This window comes from Shewanella sp. ISTPL2 (genome assembly GCF_013283205.1).
Taxonomy (GTDB): domain Bacteria; phylum Pseudomonadota; class Gammaproteobacteria; order Enterobacterales; family Shewanellaceae; genus Shewanella; species Shewanella oncorhynchi.
This window is the reverse complement of record NZ_JAAPAV010000001.1, coordinates 3,153,076-3,174,028: the sequence shown is the minus strand read 5'-3', so window position 1 is coordinate 3,174,028 and position 20,953 is coordinate 3,153,076. Positions and strand designations below refer to the sequence as shown.

The 20,953-nt window shown below is 40.9% G+C and carries 9 protein-coding genes and 1 pseudogene; 1 reads left to right on the top strand and 9 read right to left on the bottom strand.

The genetic code is table 11. The annotated features are described in order from the left end of the window. The first annotated feature begins 344 nt into the window (after positions 1 to 344). A complete protein-coding gene (locus tag HUB64_RS13885; RefSeq protein ID WP_173497202.1) occupies positions 345 to 2,402 on the top strand; it encodes a TonB-dependent receptor in 2,058 nt (685 codons plus the stop codon). Between the two features lie 763 nt (positions 2,403 to 3,165). Here the strand turns inward: HUB64_RS13885 and HUB64_RS23080 are convergent. The 9 genes and pseudogenes from HUB64_RS23080 to HUB64_RS13770 form a co-directional block, all read right to left on the bottom strand. After that, positions 3,166 to 10,290: a calcium-binding protein gene (locus HUB64_RS23080; RefSeq protein WP_217363101.1), complete on the bottom strand. Its 7,125-nt coding sequence runs from the start codon at positions 10,288 to 10,290 to the stop codon at positions 3,166 to 3,168. Between the two features lie 44 nt (positions 10,291 to 10,334). Further along, positions 10,335 to 10,976: a hypothetical protein gene (locus HUB64_RS13805; protein ID WP_173497201.1), complete on the bottom strand. Its 642-nt coding sequence runs from the start codon at positions 10,974 to 10,976 to the stop codon at positions 10,335 to 10,337. A gap of 68 nt (positions 10,977 to 11,044) precedes the next feature. Further along, positions 11,045 to 12,499, bottom strand: coding sequence for an HlyD family type I secretion periplasmic adaptor subunit (locus tag HUB64_RS13800; RefSeq protein ID WP_173497200.1), 1,455 nt, complete (start codon positions 12,497 to 12,499; stop codon positions 11,045 to 11,047). Then, positions 12,489 to 14,729 carry a type I secretion system permease/ATPase gene (locus tag HUB64_RS13795; RefSeq protein WP_173497199.1) on the bottom strand — a complete coding sequence of 747 codons (2,241 nt, stop codon included), beginning with the start codon at positions 14,727 to 14,729 and terminating at the stop codon, positions 12,489 to 12,491. The genes HUB64_RS13800 and HUB64_RS13795 overlap by 11 nt, the downstream gene beginning before the upstream one ends. A gap of 591 nt (positions 14,730 to 15,320) precedes the next feature. Then, positions 15,321 to 15,830 (bottom strand): DUF5625 family protein, encoded by a 510-nt coding sequence (locus HUB64_RS13790; protein ID WP_173497198.1) that lies wholly within the window; start codon positions 15,828 to 15,830, stop codon positions 15,321 to 15,323. Positions 15,831 to 16,342: 512 nt separating this feature from the next. Beyond that, positions 16,343 to 16,804: pseudogene (locus HUB64_RS13785) on the bottom strand (DUF4113 domain-containing protein); the annotation flags it as partial. Positions 16,805 to 16,810: 6 nt separating this feature from the next. Beyond that, positions 16,811 to 17,392 carry a hypothetical protein gene (locus HUB64_RS13780; RefSeq protein WP_254451421.1) on the bottom strand — a complete coding sequence of 194 codons (582 nt, stop codon included), beginning with the start codon at positions 17,390 to 17,392 and terminating at the stop codon, positions 16,811 to 16,813. A 186-nt stretch (positions 17,393 to 17,578) separates the two neighbouring features. Then, the gene (locus HUB64_RS13775; RefSeq protein ID WP_173497197.1) at positions 17,579 to 18,130 is read right to left on the bottom strand and encodes a hypothetical protein; all 552 of its coding nucleotides are present in this window, start codon (positions 18,128 to 18,130) and stop codon (positions 17,579 to 17,581) included. A 407-nt stretch (positions 18,131 to 18,537) separates the two neighbouring features. Beyond that, positions 18,538 to 20,937, bottom strand: coding sequence for an adenosine deaminase (locus HUB64_RS13770; protein WP_173497196.1), 2,400 nt, complete (start codon positions 20,935 to 20,937; stop codon positions 18,538 to 18,540). Positions 20,938 to 20,953 lie beyond the last annotated feature (16 nt).

The window sequence follows — 20,953 nt, the reverse complement described above, 5'->3', positions numbered from 1 at the left end:
AATAATGCGGATATCAAACTCAAATGCTGCGACCAAAAAAATAGTGCCAATAAAAGTAAACAATATCCGATTATCAAAAATGATTTAGGTAATGACGTTCGCCTTAATCTTTGATGTTTACTCGTACCGTAAATAAGCATGATACCGATAACTGTCGCTACAAAAGCTGAAATTCCAAACATATTTACCCTGTTATTTTCATTATTTGGTTGAGGTCACAAAACCGATAAATGGTAATGTAAATGACATCTATTCGCAATTGTGATTAAGGTTATTTTAATGTAAATTGTCGGCACTTCTAGCTAACACCACGCTATTCATTAATAGTCAGTCCGAGGATCTTCATGAAACACAGGGCATTTAAGAAAAATATGATTGCGGCACTTCTGTCGAGTATTGGCATGTCAACGGCTGCTGCTGCCGTCGAGATAGCCTCGGCAGATGCTATTGAAAAAATTACTGTATATGGCGAAAAAATTGAGCGCAGTTTAAAAGATACGACCTCGTCGGTATCTGTTATTGACAAAGAAACACTCGATAGCGGTCAGTATCAGTCGATTTCAAATGCTTTGTCCGAAATACCTAACGTTGTCGTACTAACAGGCTCGGTACCAGATATCCGTGGTGTCTCAGGCAATGGTTCGGCTTCAGGCTTCAACTCATTCACTGGCGGTGCTCGTGCCCGCGTTTCCACTCTGATTGATGGTGTGGCAGAACCCTTTGTTGCCGATCTCACTGGCGATACAGGTTTATGGGACATTCAACAAATTGAAATATTTCGAGGGCCACAATCGACCATTAATGGACGTAACAGTATTGGTGGCACTGTATTTATAAAAACTGAAGATCCCACGTTCGATTGGCATGGAGCCGCCCGCTTAGGTTACCGCAACCAAGATAACTATATTGATAGCGCCGTAATGCTATCAGGCCCGATTTTAGACGACGAATTATCCTTTAGGATCAGCGGGCAAAATGTCACAGGTGAAACCTACAACAAAGGTTTGGAATACAACACAAACCCAGCCACATTCGACCAAAATGAGCTCATTACTAACCGCTGGCGCGGCAAAGTTTTATGGCAACCAAATGCGATTGACGATCTAAAAGTGATGTATAGCTTCTCGTTTAATAATGAGAAAGGAGATTCCGGACGTAACTACTTCACGGGAAATGACCCTTGGGCATATAGCCCTATTTTTCAGCGTTATATTGAAACTAAATCGGCCACACACTCAGTAAAAATTGACTACGACCTTGGTGAAGGCAAAGCATTCGATCTAGTAGTCGCCTACATGGATTATGACTGGGGCTTTGAATCTTACGAGCCAGTTGTGACAGCGCAGCAGTATGTGGATATGAAAGATCAAAGTTACACTGTCGATGGTAAATACAGTTTTGGCTTAAATAACCGCGACTTGAATGGCTTTATTGGCCTATCTTATTTTGAACGCAGCCAAGACTTTGATAGCACAGGCAGCTCAATTTATAACGGCGATGACAGTAGTACATCAACGTCTATTTACGGTGAAATCACCTATGGTTTAGTCGACTCACTTTGGGTTACTCTCGGCGGTCGGGTGATGCGTGATGAACAAACACGTAATTTTTCGATGCGATACCAAGGTAGTCAACTAAATGAAAACCTCGATGACGGCACCACAGTCACACTGCCTAAGTTAGTACTGCAATACGCCATCACAGATAACACGACCTTAGCCGCCAGTGCGCGCCGCGGATATAACGCTGGCGGTGGAGCATTGTCGTTAGCAGAAAGTGAATATTACTATTACGATGAAGAATTTGTTGATACCTTCGAACTTAGCTCGCGCAGTGAATTTTTAGACGGTAATGTCAACCTTAGTGCCAACCTTTTCTATAACAACTTCGATGGATATCAAGCATCTAATCAAGCTCGAAAAATTACCAATGTAAACAAAGCAGTTACCTATGGTATTGAAACTGCCCTGACTGCAATGCTTGGCAATAACTGGCAATTAACGACTGGAGTGGGCTTACTCGACAGTGAAATTAAACGAGCAGATCCTAATTATGGGGATGTCATCGGCAATCAACTGAATGCGGCGCCACACGTTACAGCAAACTTAGGCATTAAATATTGGCTCAATGACGAGCTAACCTTTGGCCTATCAGGCAACTATGTTGGTGAATACTTCGCCGATATAAACAACACAGAAGACCGCGTGGCAGGTGACTATGTAGTAACTCGCTTTAGCGTCGATTATCAAGCCAACAGCTGGCGGGTGAGTGGCTTTGTGAACAACCTATTTGATGAACAAGCTTTAACAGTAAATGAGCCACCCAGCCGCAGTTATGTGGACGGTTACGCTGCAATTATCGACCCAAGAAGCATCGGTGTATCTGTGATGTATAACTTCTAACACCTTTGTTAATATAGACCCTTATACTTGAAAACATCCCCTCTTATGAATGGGGGTGTTTTCATATTTAACCAATACAGCTAATGTAAAGGATTAAACTCAACAGCATACGGCTCATAAACGAAGTTGATTAACAGTGCCAACTACTAAAATTAAACGATACTCCTAATCTTAAAGTTCAGAATAATTATCATTACTAATATTTACTAACAACTATAAGTTTTGATTCAATTGGCTAATCACATCCACTACTTGCCTCGCTGCAAATTATAATTGTAATGGCAAAATAAAATATGCCCTTTGATATAAAGAATGTGAATTACGCTACACATTTCTCATTAGAAACAACAATGCACTTTAATAGAAGTTAAAGTGCACTTTTCACGCATTTTAGTGCTAAATCGATGTGTTTTGCGTATTATCGTGACAAAATTGTCTCAAACTCATTTTATGCTGTATTACATGCATAAATAATCACATATCTATCAGTCTTTAATATTTCACTCTTAATCAGCAGAGAAAGCGCAATAGCATAACTGAAGAGTAAATAACTCGATTTTGGACAAAAAAACGTGTTAGATTTTTGGCTCTAATTCTTGGGCTTAGGATTAATATTAGCACGTGTTAGTGATAGCTTAAGGTGAGCCGTTGATGTCAACCAGCACTGATTGTATTGGTTTTTTCCCTAAAAATTTAAACAAAGATAAAACCCCCGCAACAAAATGTTGTGAGGGCTTCCACTATATTTTCAATCTATAACGAACTAATACTCTTCAACTATTGGTAATGTAATATATCGATCTTTGCTATATTTACCCACTTCTGCATCGTCATCACCGTCAAATGCACTATAAGCTTGAATAAGCAAATTCAATGACAAATCTATTGGCACATTATCAGTAACATCTGAACTTACACTACTAGTCTCTGCCGCCAGTGTCGGTAATAAACCAGTTACATCTTCTATACTCCAATCAGTTCCATCCTCAAAAAGTATTGAAGATAAGCTATATTCACTTGAACCGCTATTAGCAAAATAACTTTTAATGGTAACTTGATCTTCTGTTCCGTTAACTTGGAGAATCAAATCATCATCACTTCGAGTCGCATTAACTTTAGCACTGTCGATCCCGGCTCCAAAAGCTAATATATCTTTATTTGTAGCGCTGGTATCATAATTATTGATTGTATCTGCTCCATCACCTAGAGCGAATAGGTATTTATCGTTGCCAGCTCCACCTATTAACGTATCATTACCAGCACCACCCGATAAAACATCATCTCCACCTTCTCCAAGTAACAACTCATCATCAGATGACCCATATAAACCTTGAGAGATCTCATTGCCATGAATAACTTCTACGAATTGTCGTTGATCAGGTAAAATCAGCCCTTGATCAGACTCAGCAATATCGGGAACCGCCATACCATAAGCACCAAATATCTGCGCAGCACTTAGCTGCCCACCAGACTCAAAGACAAAACTGTCAATAGCGTAGTCTCCACCTAAGAAGAAATTAGTAATGGTGACTTGGCTGTTACCACTACCTAGAACTAAGTCATTCCCTCTTTTCATTAGAGAAGAGGCGATATCGTTAAAGCTAATGCCTGTTTTGAATAAAACCGTATCAAGACCGCCACCTGAAGCATCAATAATATCTTGACCATCACCACTATTGAGTAAGTAGGTATCGTTGCCAAGACCACCGATTAACACGTCATTGCCTTTGCCACCAATTAAAGTGTCATCACCACCTTGGCCGTTAAGAATATCATTTCCACTCGTACCATTCATTGTATTGTCAGCTAAGTCGCCAAAAGTAACTTCCGGAATTGGTGGCGGAGTTGCACTAGCAACAGGTAACCCATAAGCCCCAAAAATCTGAGCTGGTGTTAAATTACTTCCATCAGCAAACTTAAAGTCACTCAGTACATTGCTACCATAGAGGAAAAAATCAGTAATCGTTATTTGATCAGGACCACCGGCGATTTTCAAAACTAAATCATCACCATACTTCATCAAGTTGTATGCAACATCTTGCCAAGAAATATCACTCGCAAACTCAATGACATTAGTTCCGGTACTGATGCTAATAACATCTTGCCCATCCCCCTTAGCAAAAATGAAGGTATCATTACCAGCACCGCCAGATAATAGGTCATCACCTTTACCACCGGTTAACGTATCGTTACCAGCGCCCCCCACCAAAATATCACCACGTACAGTGCCAACCAGAATATCAGCCCCGCCAACACTCGGATTTGGAGTAGGGTCCGGATCTGGTGTGGGATCAGGATCTGGCGTTGGGTCTGGAGTAGGATCGGGATCAACATTGATCAAGGCATTAATTGCCGCGGTGCTTAACCAACGTCCATCGGCGGTCTTAATATGGTCAATTGCAGATTCTCCTCCAGAAAAGTGATTTGAAATCCGAATAGACTGGCTAGCATCATCGCCAATCAGCAATAATAAATCATTACCGTCTTGAGTAAAGCTCACTTGATCATAGTTAATATCTTGAAGAAACAGATTGTCTTGCCCGCCGTCACTTACGTCAACAATATCATGGCCATCACCTTTGTAGATCAGATATCCATCATCCCCCTCACCACCAATCAGCAAATCATCACCACTATTTCCACGTAAGGTATCATTACCTGTCTCGCCTCGTAGCGCATCGTTACCAGCGCCTCCATCGAGGTAATCGGCACCATCACCACCGAGTAAAGTATCATCTCCGTCTTGAGCAAAGAGTTTATCATCGCCACCTAGGCCTGATAAACGGTCACTATTAGCCGAACCTAATAACTGCTCCCCATTATCGGTACCTAAATGAACGACAAGATCGTTAATTTCGGCAACGTTTAAACTTGTACCATCTTCAAATTGGAAATGATCAATTAAGAAATGTTCACTATAAGACAGGAACCAGTTCTCGATGGTAATGCTATCGCCATTACTAGCGACTTTAATTCGCATATCATCGCCATGACGCTCAAAGATTAAATCACTAGCAGCAATGCCTGCGCCAAAAATCAACGTATCTGTTGTGGCTGTAAAATTAGAATATGCCTGTTCCTTTTTCGTCGCGATGATACGATCCTGGCCATCACCAAGATTAAAATTATAGGTATCATTACCGAATGAGCCATAAAGCGTATCATTGCCTTTACCACCAATAAGAGTTTTACCACTTTTATCATAAATATCATCAAAAGAGATTAAGATATCATCGCCTGCACCGCCATAGAGCGTATCGGCCCCATCACCACCTTCTAAGATGTCGTTACCCTCACCACCAAATAACTGATCGTTACCTAAGCCACCTTTTAAAGTATCATTGCCAATATCACCAAAAATGTGGTCATTACCCTCACCACCATCAAGGAAATCATTACCTGCATCACCATGGATAACATCATCATCCATCATGCCATAAACAGTATCATCACCTAAGCCTGCATTTATAGTATCTGCTCTATCGAAACCATAAATAATGTCGTTAGCAACACTACCTTTTAAAGAGTGTTCAATTAAATCATTCGTTTGCCATTGAACACCATCAGCAAAATTAAAAAATTCAATTTCATAATCCTGTATGCTATACAGAGTGGAATAACTCCCTCTAAATTGATCTGTAATAGTTATCTGATCCGTAGAGTTATTAAACGTTATAATTAAATCATCACCAACTTGCTTCGCTTGTATCTCGGTAGAATCTATATCAGTGAAACTAATACGGTCCTCTAAGCTCGAATATTTATATGTAAGTTCATTAACAGAAAAGTAAACAAACTCCTTAAATATATCTTGCCCATCACCAGACGAAAAAATATAGGTATCATTGCCATAACCGCCTTCTACAATGTCATTCCCTAAGCCTCCTGTTAATACATCTCTACCAAATGAACCCTGAATAACATCATCACCCCTCCCCCCATTGACAACATCATCCCCACCTCCCCCAACCAACCATTTATCATCAGCATTAGTACCTTGAAGAACTAGCTTCTGAATATCTTCAGCAACGAGTATTGTACCATCTAAAAAAACTATTTCACTCAGTACACTCTTAAGTTCATTTTCATTATTATTAAAATAATTCTCTACCGTCACCTTATCATTAGAGTTATTTACTTCTATTAGTAAATCAGAAGAATTTCTTGACAATGTTACGTCTGAACTTGAAATTTCTTTAGAAATAACCAGTCGATTAAATCTATCCTTAAAATTAAATTCATTCTGAGATGAAATAATATCTTGCCCATCACCTTTAGAAAAATGTATGGTGTTTGTCCCACTTCCGCCTTTAATGATGTCATTACCCTCACCACCGGTAATGATGTCGTTACCATTGCCACCATCTAAAGTATCATTACCCAATCCACCTTCAAGAATATCATTACCGTTTTCACCTTTGAGGGTGTCATTGCCTGAACCACCATTTATTGTGTCATGCCCATCTTGGCCTTCAATAACATCATTACCTTCCTGGCCATTTATTACATCATCACCGCCGTAGCCAACGATATTGTCATAACCTTCAGTTCCCTGTAATAACGATGAGTTAATATGTTCAGCTGACCATATTGTGCCATTAGCAAAGGTAACTTTTACAAAGTCTCCATATCCTCCTGAAGTTTCGAAATGGCCTCTTATGGTGATTTGGTCGTCGGTATCTAAGAAGCGAAAGACTAAATCAATGCCCTCACGAGCGAATACAACGTCTGTAGGGTTAATTTCACTTGTAAAAATTAATTCATCGCTGGAACTTCGATATCTGCTCGCACCAATGGTGTCTTGCCCATCACCTTTAGAGAAAATATATGTGTTATAACCTACCTCACCATCAAGCAGGTCATTACCCTTTCCACCTATGAGTTGGTCATTACCTCTTCCACCTAAAACCTTGTCATTACCACTGCCGCCATAGAGCACATCATTACCTTCTCCGCCTTCAAGAATGTCATCTCCCCCCTCGCCAAACAGGACATCATGACTTTCTATTACCCCTTCATGTCCACCCCAGCCCTTATCGCCTTTAAGGGTGTCATTGCCATCGCCACCATATAAGTAGTCGTTGCCATCACCACCGTTTATTACATTATCGCGCTCATTGCCGATAATAAGATCTTTTAAAATGCCGCCTTCAGTGCTATCTAGATCATTTATATTCGTATTTTCAGAAAGTAAGGTAAATGCACGATCAATGGCTTGACCTTGGGTATATTCAAAATTGGTGATATGAGTGTTACCTGTTGCATCATATGCGGAATAAGAAGCTTGTTGTGCTATGCCCATTTCTTGATAAATTGAGTTAGCAAACTCTATTGTAGCCCCTTGTTCACCGGGGTTACTTTCATCAGATAAACCTGTCATTAAGTGCACTAACTCATGAATAAGCGCCGCGTCAAGGGAATCTGCAACGGCTTTGCCGTTGGTGCTAATATAAGTATTATTTTCAAGCCAGTTTAAATCGATAGACAAACCTAGCTCACCGCCACTGCTTGCACCATCGGTAGACATATCGCGCCCGAGTGATGAGGAAGAAAAGCCATTTTCAGAAAAATGAATATTAATTTCATTACCACCGACGACCGCAAAGTCTTTAAACATTTTTCTTGCTATGGGTGATTGTTCATAAGCATTTCTAATAACAGATTTAATACGCTCTACTTCGGCGGGAGAGAATTGCTCATCGAACATCATTTTTTCAAGGACATCGTCAACGGTATTATTACCGGTATCTACACGACCACCTTCAAGCTTAATGCCTAACATACCGTTGTAAAAATTAGGAATATTGAAACCAAATGCAATTAACGTCTGACTACCATCCAACTCATAAGATACCGTCAATTGGCTTGCGGTACCGTCTGCATGTATAAGTGTATAACCATCTGCTTCTAAACCTGTTTCTGTAATTGTCTGCTTACCCCAAAAAGCACCACCAGTTAATTTATGAGTCTTGTCTCCAACTCCATCTACCTTTACATATATTTCTCCTTGGCCATCTGAGTCTTCGATGATCGCTAAATTAGATGCTGTACCCACATAATAGCTATCAAAGCCTTCACCGCCACTCATCAGTTCGGTACCTAACTTATAACCTTCAACGGGACTAATAGCGTGAATCCCCCCACGTGCGACATATAAGGTATCATCACCTGTACCACCATAAAGCAAATCAATCCCATCGCCACCAATCAAGACATCATTACCTGTTCCACCTTGAAGAATATTTACTTCACCTTTACCATATAAGTCTTCTTCGCCAGCCTCTAAGTGATCATTTCCATCTCCACCATAGAGAGTGTCTGCACCACCGCCCCCCAAGATAATATTATCAAGTTGATTGCCTGTTAATATATTATTCGACTTGTTTCCGGCTAAAAGTAGACCACTGCCGCCATTGCGGGAATCCAATGTGAAGTTCTCAATATGCTGATAATGTCCATCTGTAAGGGCATAATCTATCGAGGATATGAGTGTGTCGCTATCGCCTTCACCTGCATTTTCAACGATGACGTCAAGAAGAGAGTCGACAAAATACGTATCATTACCTGTTCCACCTATCATCGTATCGTTGCCAGTGCCGCCGTCGAGGAGATCGTCACCTTCACCGCCATTTAGGATGTCGATGCCTCCATTTCCTAATAAAATATCGTTATCATCTCCACCATCAAGCTTGTCGCCTTTGGCATTACCTATAAGTATGTCATTGCCAAAACCGCCCACTAAAATACTTGCTTTATCTTCAACAGCAATTAACAAATCATTTTTATCTTGAACGGCATCACCTTTTGCCGAGGAAGAAATTTCTCCTTGGGCATTCAAAATCCCCAGCATCACTTCACCATTAATAGTGTTGGCAAGATGGGTTATATCTTCACCATCTGGATTAAAGCGCTCTAAAAGGTAGCGAGCTATCGGTTTAAAGATTTCACCGAAATTAGGAATATGACCCACAAATGATAAAGCCCCATAATCACGGTTAGCCATTTGAGCGACATTTACACCACTAATAACTTTCCCCATTTCCAGTTCATCACTGGAAATCTTTGCAAAGTGAGCAGGCTCTAAAAAAGCATCAATAACGGCTTTTGCTTCACTTGTAGTTGGTGAATCTGAACTAAAAACACCAAATAAATCCGCTTCTAAATAACGACGCTTTGCAATTCCACGTTCCAAGTACTTATTTGACCAGTAACGAATCTGGTACCATGCTTCAAATCTATCTCCAGAACTTAAAGCACCTTTTAAACCATTGCCAATTAACAAGTTACCATTATTATATTCCAACGAAATTAGTGCCAAATGTTCATTTGAATAATCATTTACTAATGTACTTGTGCCTATACGGTTACTTAATGTTATTTCATAATTTTCGATGAGAACATCAAAAATATTACGTATTTTCTGTGCCGCGGTTTCAGTAGCTGACGGCTGAATTATAAATTGCCCTGTATTACCTGCTGCTTGGAAAATTGCATCCAAGCGCTCTTGAGGAGAAATATGATTGGAGTTGCTGGAGTTCAAACTGGCTAATACTGAAATCGCTGCATTATTATTCCATTCGGTATCAGTCATTGCACTAGGTTTAGGATTGGCCACCTTATAAGCGGAGATTGCAGTATCGTACTCAGATTTAATATCCAAAGCTTCAGCTTGTAAATCCTCGGCCAGTTTTCTGTCACTTATTCCGAATCCATTTGATAAAATTTCAATTACATTTTTCAAAACTTGAAGGTTAAAGCCTACTCCCATGGTCGGTATACCTGCACCATCCAAATAAACCTCTGGATTTTCATGACCGCCTTCCTCTAACTGCTTAATCAACTCATAACGCTGATTTTCATATAATGTCTGTGCTGAATTCGTTGGCATTTTTATATCCTTATAAATTATTAAAAATAATTAATATTAGTTTTCTAATTTTTCCTGTAAGAGCAGATTGGGTCTGTACTGATTAATTTATTCTCGCGAAAACCTACTGGCTCGTAAATTTCTACAAGAGATTTACTTATCACTGCGCCATAGACTCTGCCATCATAAAAAAACGGCTCACCAGATTGGTTAGCATAGGACTTGTGAGTTGAAATAAAGCTAGAATCAATATTTAAATGTTTTTCATCATAAACATATGAAGAATAAGCTGCGTAGTAACGTGGCGCTTGTAAGCATTCATCCGGATAATCTTCAACTAACACAGATTCTGTATTACCATCATTATTAAAATCTAAACGAGTGATTCGGTAGCGCTTCCCTTTATCTAGCCTGATTGCTTCATCTAAATGCTTTTGATAACTATCACTCATGACCATTCTTGCTTGCACATTAATACGCAAACCTAGCCCCTCTGGTGCAGGCTGTAAATTAGGCAGGCGAAAGTCTTTAAATTGCTCATCTGCTACAAGGCCACATTGCAATGGCTTATCTACATTACGCTCGAGATAAGCCTTAAAGTATTTGCAAAGTTGCAAATTTGGGTTCGAGTGGTCTTCATAGGCTTCTGCCCAAGAAAATGATGAGGGTATACTCACTACAATGATGAGCAGAATAGAATTTTTCATCTATGATGATTCCTTTTGAATTACAGTTGTAAAAAATTTAATTTGTAAATAGGGCGTTTTAGTAATGACTACCTCTCACGTGCCCCTTCACTTACACCACGCATTAACGGTGCTAATAAAAACTCCATTAATCGTCGTGTACCGGTTTTTACTTCAACCGTGACTGACATGCCGGGTTTCAGTTTTACCCCCTTGCCATTGACATTAATTTCGTCGGTTGCTAATGACGCTTTGAGCGGAAACAATAAGCCGAGCTGTTCATGCTCCACAGCATCAGCCGAAATATCAGTAACCTCACCGTCTATTACACCGTATTTAGTAAATGGAAAACTGTCGATTTTTATCTCTGCAATTTGCCCTACATGTACAAAACCGATATCTTTATTGAGTAGTCCTGCTTCGACTTCTAATTGTTGTTCATTCGGCACAATTTTTAATAGCTCTTGTGCGGGTGTGACGATACCGCCAATGGTGGCAATAACAAGTTCTTCAACGACACCATCAACAGGCGAGATAAGTACCCTTAACTGGGTGAGACGGTTAGCTTTGGTTAACTCTTGCTTGGCACTTTCACTTTGTCTCGTCAGTTGGTTAATCTCTTGAAGGGTGTTACGACGGGTCTCAGACAGGTAGGCGTAAAGATTTTGCTCGGCAGACACAATGCTCGCATTGATTTGTTCAATCTTGGCACGTTGTAGTAATAGGGTTTCTTCCTGGTCAATACGCTGTTGTTTTAATTCCAGATATTGATTGCGTGATACCGCGGAGGTTTCGAGTAAGGTAAAATAACTTCGCTCTCGCTCAATCACTAATGGTAAGGTTTTCTCGATACGACCAACATCTATACTTATCGATTTCTTCTCTGCCATTAGTTTGGTTATTTCACTGGTGAAACTGTTCAGCTTTGATTGATACTCTTGCCACACACTCTCAAGTAATAAGCGTTGATTGGTAGGTAATAGAGGAATTTTTGATGTTGCAATACTAGGCGCTATTGCTGTTGATAAAGTAGATTTAGATAATGCAGCACTTGAGCCTATCGTGTTTACGTCTTTATCGACTATTGCACTGCTGACTACCGCATCCAACTTCGCTAAAAACGCATTTTGACGCGCTAAGTCATCGATATATCCTTGCAACTCGCTACTAAGCCTATCTGCATCCGCTTGGCTTGAAGTGTTATCGAGCGCGATAAGTTTGTCACCAGCTTTAATATGTTGACCTTCTTTGACAAAAATCGTTTTAACTACACCTGTCTCTAAAGGCTGAATAATTTTCACCTTGCCGCTCGGTACAATTTTCCCTTGTGCAGTGGCAATGATGTCGATTTCAGCCCATGATGCCCATACAATTAGCGTGACCATTAATGCAATGATGATCCACAATAAAGAGCGGCTCCATTTAGCTGGCGGGGCTGCTTGTATTTCAAGGGCTGCAGGCAAAAAAGCCAGTTTTTCTTTTGCTAATTTACGATGTGCAAGTTTGTCGTTCGCCTCGGCTTCATGCTCAGATTTATGATGCATTATTACCTCCCACCTTAGGCTTATTTTGTATTATGGGATTTATCGGTGCTTGTGCTAGCGGCTTAGCCGCCATACCAACGCCATGGTGATTTTGAATGGAGTAAAGTTGTGCATATATGCCACCATACTCAACGAGCTGTTGATGACTACCCTGCTCAACAAGCCTACCTTTATCAACCACCATAATACGATGTGCATCTTTAACCGCTGAGAGGCGATGTGCAATGATAAAGACGGTTCTGCCTTGACTAATGCGACGCATATTGGCTTGAATAATGCTTTCTGATTCATAGTCAAGAGCACTGGTTGCTTCATCAAAAATCAATATTTTAGGGTTAGTGACTAATGCACGAGCAATAGCAATGCGTTGACGCTGACCTCCTGAAAGTGATGAACCTTGCTCGCCAACCACAGTGTCATACCCTTCAGGCAACTCTAAAATGAAATCATGCGCGCCACTAAGTTGAGCCGCTTTAACCACTTGCTCCATCGGCATACTGGGGTCAACTAGTGCAATATTTTCTCGAACAGTGAGATTAAACAAAAAGTTTTCTTGTAAAACTACACCCACTTGCCTGCGAAGCCATGCAGGTTCGACCATGGCTAAATCAACACCGTCTATAAGTACTCTACCCGCTTCAGGCACATATAATCGTTGAACTAATTTAGTTAAGGTGCTTTTACCCGAGCCAGAACGACCAACAATACCAATCACTTCCCCGGGGCTGCATTGAAAGCTAACATTGTTTAACACAGGTGCTCTATTCGGGGCATAACGAAACAACACATTATCGAAAACAACTTTGCCCATAATATCGGGCAAGGTCGCACGGTTTGGGTTATAGCCTGGCTCTGATGGAGAATTGAGCACATCGCCTAAACGTTGTAGTGAAATACTGGCTTGTTGAAAATCCTGCCATAGATTAACTAAACGCATAATGGGCCCACTAACACGCTGAGCCAACATATTAAACGCAATAAACTGACCTATGCTCAAATCTCCCGAAACCACAGCAATGGAACCAAAATAGAGCGTTAACAAGCCCCCGATCTTGTTAATGTAAGCGGCCACTTGGCTATAAATATTATTCAAGTTGCTAGTTTTAAAGGAAGTATTTACATAATCAGCTAATTTGTCTTCCCAGCTATTACGGAGTTGTGGCTCTACTGCCATGGCTTTAATGGTTTCAACACCATTGACTGATTCGACTAGAAATGAATGATTTTCTGCACTGCGCTGGAATTTTTCATTCAATCGCTTACGTAAAGTAGGGGTAATGATTAAAGACAGAGTAAGGTAGAAAGGAATAGTACCGATAACGATCCATGTTAGTAGAGGTGCGTAATAAAACATCACTCCAAAAAAAACAAAACTAAAAAATATATCAAGTACGACTGTTAATGATGAACCGGTCAAAAATTCTCGGATACTATCGAGTTCTTTAACTCGAGCGACCGTATCACCCACTCGGCGGCTATTGAAGTAAGCTATCGGTAATGACAACATATGCTTATATAATTTACTGCCGAGCTCAACATCAACGCGATTGGTAGTATGGGAGAACACATATGTTCTCAGCCCGGTAAGTATCACTTCAAAGGTAATAACGATAAAAAAGCCAACAGCTAGTACATCAAGTGTGGTCATACCTTTATGCACTAGTACTTTATCGATAACCACTTGAAAAAATATTGGCGAAGCTAAACCGACCAACTGAATGAAAAAAGAAGCGATAAAAACATCGTTAAAATAGGTTTTGTATTTTATCAGTACGGGAATAAACCAAGAAAAACCAAATTTAACGCTATCAGTCATCACGCTACTGATTAATGAGCTACGTTTTGACAGTAATAACAAATCACCAGTCCAAAACTCGTTAATCTCAGCAAACGTATGAGAGCTTAAACCTATGTTAGCACCAGTAATTTCTTGAACCAGTACTTCGTCATTCGCTATCTTGACGATGATAAAAAAGTGGCCATCAACATGTCGCGCTATTGCGGGTAATGTATGAGCGGTAAGTTTTTCCGCTGTATCAATGATAAATTTAGCTTTGAAACCAATACTTTTAGCTGCACGAATTAAATTAATATTTGCTAATAATGATTTATCTTCATTAGATTCGTCATATTGAAATTCGCGAAGTAACGCACTTGGTTCAACGGGTAATTGGTGAAAGCGGGCAATCAATGTTAGACATTGAATAGCAGAGTTGAAATGGTTCGACATCTAATTCCTGAGTCTATTTACTATCCTTTCACTTATAATGTAAAATTTTCACACAAATGTAAACATTTGTATCATACGTATATTTAACTTTTTTATTTTAACACTTAATTTACAAAACAGCCTGCAATGGAATTACTTTGCGTACTTTTAACGACCCACTTTATAATGAGCAGCGTTCCATAAAACACATATAGAACAACACACTGAATATAATTTTGCAACTAAAAACATGCAAATAACTTGCACTTTAATAACTGTTAAAGTGCAATTTTCACACATTTAAGCGCTTAATCGATGTGCTTAGCGCATTATCGTAACAGACTCATACAAAACTCAGTTTATGCAGCACAATATGCATAAATAGTCACATATCTCTCAGTCTTTAATGTTTCACTACTAATCAGCAGAGAAAACGCAATAGCATGACTGAAGAGTAAGTAACTCGCTTTTGGACATTTCTAAGTTAGGCTTTTAGCTCGAATTAATGAGTTTCGAATAAAAATTTCTATGGGATAACGCCTAGTTAACAGGTAAAAACAGTTGGTTAAAATGAGTGGAGGAGAAGCAAAAAACAACTGTTTTTATCCTTGTTTAATTTCTTGTTAAGTGCTTTGTCAGCAAGACTAGCAAGATCACCACACCCACAATAGGAGCCACAAAAATATTAAATAACATGGACAAAAAAATATAAGCAGTTTGCCAAGTGTGTGCATTTTTAAAATTAAAGTTGATGGATAACGATGTTTTGAATTGTCCAAATACCTTATCCGGTTCAGAAACAAGAAGACCAAACTTGTATTTTCCAGAAGGAATTTTAAAGCTGCCTAGACAGCGGTAAACATGTTCATTCGACCAACCACAGGAGTCAACTGCAACCAATTCATTTTGAGCAATAAGTTTATCTCCCGACCGTAGCGACCAGGATACTTTAAGCGGAACTCCATTTTCTTTAAGGCTAGTCATATCACCTAGTACAGATTTAAGATATTCAAAATCCCTGCCTTCTCGGGCAAATAGTAGCTCCACCTGATATGTTTGGCTCATTGGTACTCTTATATCGTATTCTTTTTCGATAGTTGAATCTAATTCGATTGGCTCCATTAATAGAGCCTTTGAATAATATGAATCGAAAGCGTAAGAAAATAATGCGTGTACTATTAGTATTCCAATTACCAAAAATCCTAATTTATTACTCATAAGCTCGATAGACACTTAACGTCTTAGTATTTATGCGGCTGCGCTGTTTGCGGGGCATAAATCGCTTGTTAGACTTTGCCGCTGTCACATCCATGTCAATTGGTATAAATGATGCTATAGGAATTTGCTTTTTTGCGATAGCTATTTCTTATACAGTTTGATGGGTAATTACTTGATATCGTTTTATCTTTCTCATTCTTTTACGCTCATATCTGACTCATTATTGATCTTGATGAACAACATTTTGACCTCGCATTCAGGTTGATACTCGCACCACATTTTCTCATTGGCTAGGGTAATTGCGGTTGATAACTGATAATGCCAGAACTCTTTATCATTACTAAAATTGGGTCAACATACTGATGTTGTAGTGAGCTAGATGTCACTTTGCCAACGAGGAATGGGGCAAAACCTCGTTAGCACTTGATGCGCGGCACACTTCGCCACTTAGTCGTGTATTGGGGCGTCAATAAGTCCCTCCGCATTGCCCATTTATGCTCTATGCCTTGAGCAGCGATAAACAGAGTATCACTACCATAGCGTTGGTTAATGTGATCGAGTGTAAGCATTAGCGCTGGCTTTGCGGTGGGGGGATTGAACAAGTCTAATTGGCTATGTTTCTCGCTCGCTAAGTCAATCAAACCTACGCCTATCTTGTAATAACGAACACCTTCACGAAATAGCTTGGGTGCGGCTTCACATATTGCCTTAGTCAGCTCGACCGTACAGTTAGTTGGACAAGGAAAATGCACCACTGTTTTATAGCTAACAGGGCGCTCATCATGGGGAGAGTTAGTAGCAAATAACAGCATAGTCTTGCAGACTGAGCCTTGCTTACGCGCTTTAGCTGCGGCAATACCAACATGCTTACTCAATGCATATCCCTAACCTAGCTTAATAACTCCTGCCTTTTCAAGAAAATCCGTACCGACAAGATATGGTCGGTGATAGCCAGACAGAGGTGTCTCACTTGGTCTAACAAACATTAGACATTCATTGACAGGGAAATCCCCCCGTGCTTCAGTAACATCCAGAAATGCCTCAGCAGTACAATCCAATATGCTCCCATCTGGCAGCGTTAACCATACATGTGCATTTATCGGTTTGCTGTGGTTAGGGGCTATCATCTCTGATTTGATATAGTCGTAAGACATCTTGCAATATATTTCATCGTCACTCCAATACCGCTCACCTATCGTCATAAAGCTGCTTATATTCAATTCTTGTTTTAGCCAGTACTGAACTATTAGATGCACTGGAACACATTTTTTTGCCAATAGAGAGGAAGATCTAAATCCTTTGGAGTGAAGTACGTCAGCCGTTAGTTTCAATATTGAAGCACGTACATGCTCAGGACACGGTTCACTAAATTCTTTTGGGTATGAATCTAAATTTACCCCTAGTTCCAACGTTTTATCGATAGCGTTTAAAAACGACCCCTGATAATCCAATCGTTTTATCTCCATTATTTTAATCCTAATAACGCCCCAAAATCCTAGCTAATAGCGCCACGATACCTCTGTGGCGGCGTTCCAGCGTCCCCATAAGAAAGTAGTTCCTCACGCAGAAAAACAGCCCCACAGCGCCTGTAGCGATACTCAGATAGTGGCAGAGTCAACCTACTCAACTGTAGCACTATTCGAAACAGCTATTTAATACCGTAGGATCAAGTTCCGAAAGTGTCTTTGAACCACGAGTGGTAAGCGATGGTTAAATTCCCATGCAAGCGCATATCCTTCCTCAACACCAACTGCATTTTCAAAAGAAGCTGTCTGAAAATTGTGTGGGTGATTATCAAGCAGGTAGTCGTGAAGGCAGGAAAAAAAAACTTCAAAATCAATATCGTTATAACACTCTGACAGGCGTTGCGATTCCGCGTGACGCTCCCGATGATTCGGGAACACGCCGTCAAGATAGGTTAAAGCGTTGAGTTCAATACTTTCGAGCTGCGATTTCGTTGTGTCTTGCATGCACTGAAAAGCGCAGAACAGGTAATAATTGGGATTGGCGGAGCTATATGAACGGGATCTCAAATCGCCCATCGTAATCCCTACCTTTGCATAGCCGGGGTTCTTGCAATCTGCGCCCACATAAAACCAAATGTTGGGAGACTCAAAGTTGACCTTATCACGTTCCATGACCGCTGCTATTTTATAGTCGTCATCAGGAATTTTCAGGTCGTATGTTTGCTGTGGCTTTTTCACTGTTTCCTCTCTGTAATAGGCTACAAGTCTAATGAAGGTCAGTTTGGAGACCGGAAATTATTGGATAGCTATTAATTCATGATCTAATTTTTTCTAAATGCTGTTATTGCCATAATTTATACACAATATAACGACTTAGTATTCATGCGCTGCGTTGTTTGCGTGGCATAAACCGCTTGTTGGACTTGGCCGCTGCAACATCCAAGTCAATTGGTATAAATGATGCTGTATGAATTTACATTTTTACGTTAGCATTTTTTATACTATTAGAATAATAATCAATTGATAACATTTAATTTTCTCATTGTTTTACGCTCGCGCATGACTGATTGTTAACATAGATTGACAGCTTTTAGGCCTGTTTTCTTGACTACATGTTCAATCACAGAATCTACAACATACACACGCTACCTGACATCGTGAAAGCGATAAATCCGCCCATTTTCATTCATCTCCGCAACCTTTCTCAAAGCTTCCGCAGGCGACAAACCGAACTTTCGGGTTAACACTGCGAATAAATGATAGAACTCGGATTTCAAATCCGCGACAAAGATACCCGGATCATCAGATCCCAGACAAATAGACATAGGAACATCACCTTCAATCACCTCACCCGGCAAGCCCATCCAGCGAAAGATATGATGTTCACTGACATCTCGATACTGGCTAATACGGGTATTGCTGGTCGGAGGGCACTCTATCGCAAGGTTTCGGTCTGCCATTTTTGCCATCACAGCCTGTTGCAATGAAACAACCGCCTCATCCGGCAAATCATCCAGCGCAACTTCAACGTATTCAGCACGCTGCTTTCGCACATTGTCAGAAGTAAGCCATTGCTTATACAACTCCAGAGGCCTGTTCATGCCTGCGGTTTTAGCCAACTCTCTAGCGTACTCGTACTCCTCTAGCCAGTGGGATTTGGGTTTTAATGGCCCATTTAGATCACCTAGCAGCCCTTCCGATTCTGCCAACACACCCCGTATTTCTAACACCTTATCAAGGGTGGTAATCGAGATTTCTTCTTCCAACGAAAACACCTCATGGGCCAAACGAACCGCTTCGATCGCTGCGTCGCTGGCGTAACGCAGTAGCTCCGGATGACTTCGAAGTTCCCGCCAGATAAATACCAAATCGAGCAATCGCGTTTCTTTGGTCATAGACAAAGACAATGGCAAAGAACGTTTCCAGATGTTAGGCGTGATACCAATAGCCGTGCAGTGACCAAGACGGTCGCCATTACGAAGTGGCAAAAACCTCAAGGCATCGTCAATGGATCGAATACCACTGATCAGATGCGGAAAGTCCTCGCCAACATGATAGGTAAAATGAGCAATACCTGATTTGGCTAGTACCCGGAACAAGGACCCAAACAACTCTGGTGGCGCGTGCATCTCATTAGCAGCTGCATCCACTCCTCGAATCCAGCGTGTTAAGCGCGGCTCATACTTCAGCATGCCCATCAAGATAGCGGCCTGATTCTTCAGATCCTTGAATAGTAATGCGTAAGGATAGACTTCATCCTTTTTTGGCTTTCTTTTGATAAAGTGCAGCACTAGCGCCAGCTCTGCACACTTACCATCAGGTTCAACCTGTTCAAGATTATCGAGCACTTGCGACATAGTCAGCGGCCTATGATGCACCCATTCCTGAGACATATGAGAACTCAGGTATTCCCAATACCCTCTTAGCACGCTGAAGAGCAGTTTTTGCATTTTGCTTGGGTCGCTCTTCGGGGCAAAACGTCCTTCCAAATAACGTACCTGAGAATACACACCTGCACCATGTGCATGTTTGAAACGAGACAAATAAGATTTCTCGGTTTCTTCTCTCAGCTCCGTCATGGTGTATTTCTGGAACTGATCAAAACCGAAAAAATCGTCTCGCTGAACCAGTAAGGTCAGATACTGATTCTGAATCAGTAGGTAAATCCACAGCAGTCGTTCCAATCCTTCGGGAGCACCATACCGCCATTTTTCCAACAACCCGGCTAGCAAGCAAAATTCAGACTCCTGATTGTATTTGTCGTCCGTTGGCCAAACTGTCGCAAAACCATACACCTTGTCCTGATGCAGAATTGTGCTACCTACCAACTGCTGCGGGTGCAGCAATGATACGAGCCACTCTGGCAACTCCATGCCCTGAGCAACCCGACAAAGAATTTCGCGAATATTGCTGGCGATCTGCAAACGATCCTTGAAGATTTCAGGCGTCAGCGAAAAATCAATCTGGGCGCAGAGTTGTTTCATCTCTTGAGAGGCCCAGCCCTTCTCGAAATCTTTGACACTCACTTCTAGGTGCTTGAGTGCATCTAGCCAACACTCTTCCGCACTAGTACTGCCATTCAGATGTTGGTGGGTTTCGTGCAGGCGTTCACGGGTAATATAGTCCTCAACCATCGGGTGATAAGGGTATAAAGGCCAGCGAAAGCTATATTCCAGACTGGCAGGCCCTGAGTTAAATACCTGATGACACGCCATAATTGGCAGGCACGACACTCGGCTCATCAGAGTTTGCCATTCAGAGAACAAAGCTAGGTCGGTTCTGGGACCATCTTTCTCGTTCTTAACAAATTTTTTAGCGATCTGGCGTAAGGCTGCGACTGGGCCGAGTTTCATATTTCGCTGTTTGATTTGCTGCACTAAGGATGACCAAGCCGATTTGGCTACATGATCAGGCAAACTACGCGCTTGCTCGTATTGAGTAAGAAATACGGATGACTCTACTTGGTCATCAAGTAATACCTCATCCAATGAGGCAGCGCTCAGGCGATGCAATAATACTGTTGAATTAAGAAGAAACCTTTCCATATCCAATCCTTATATG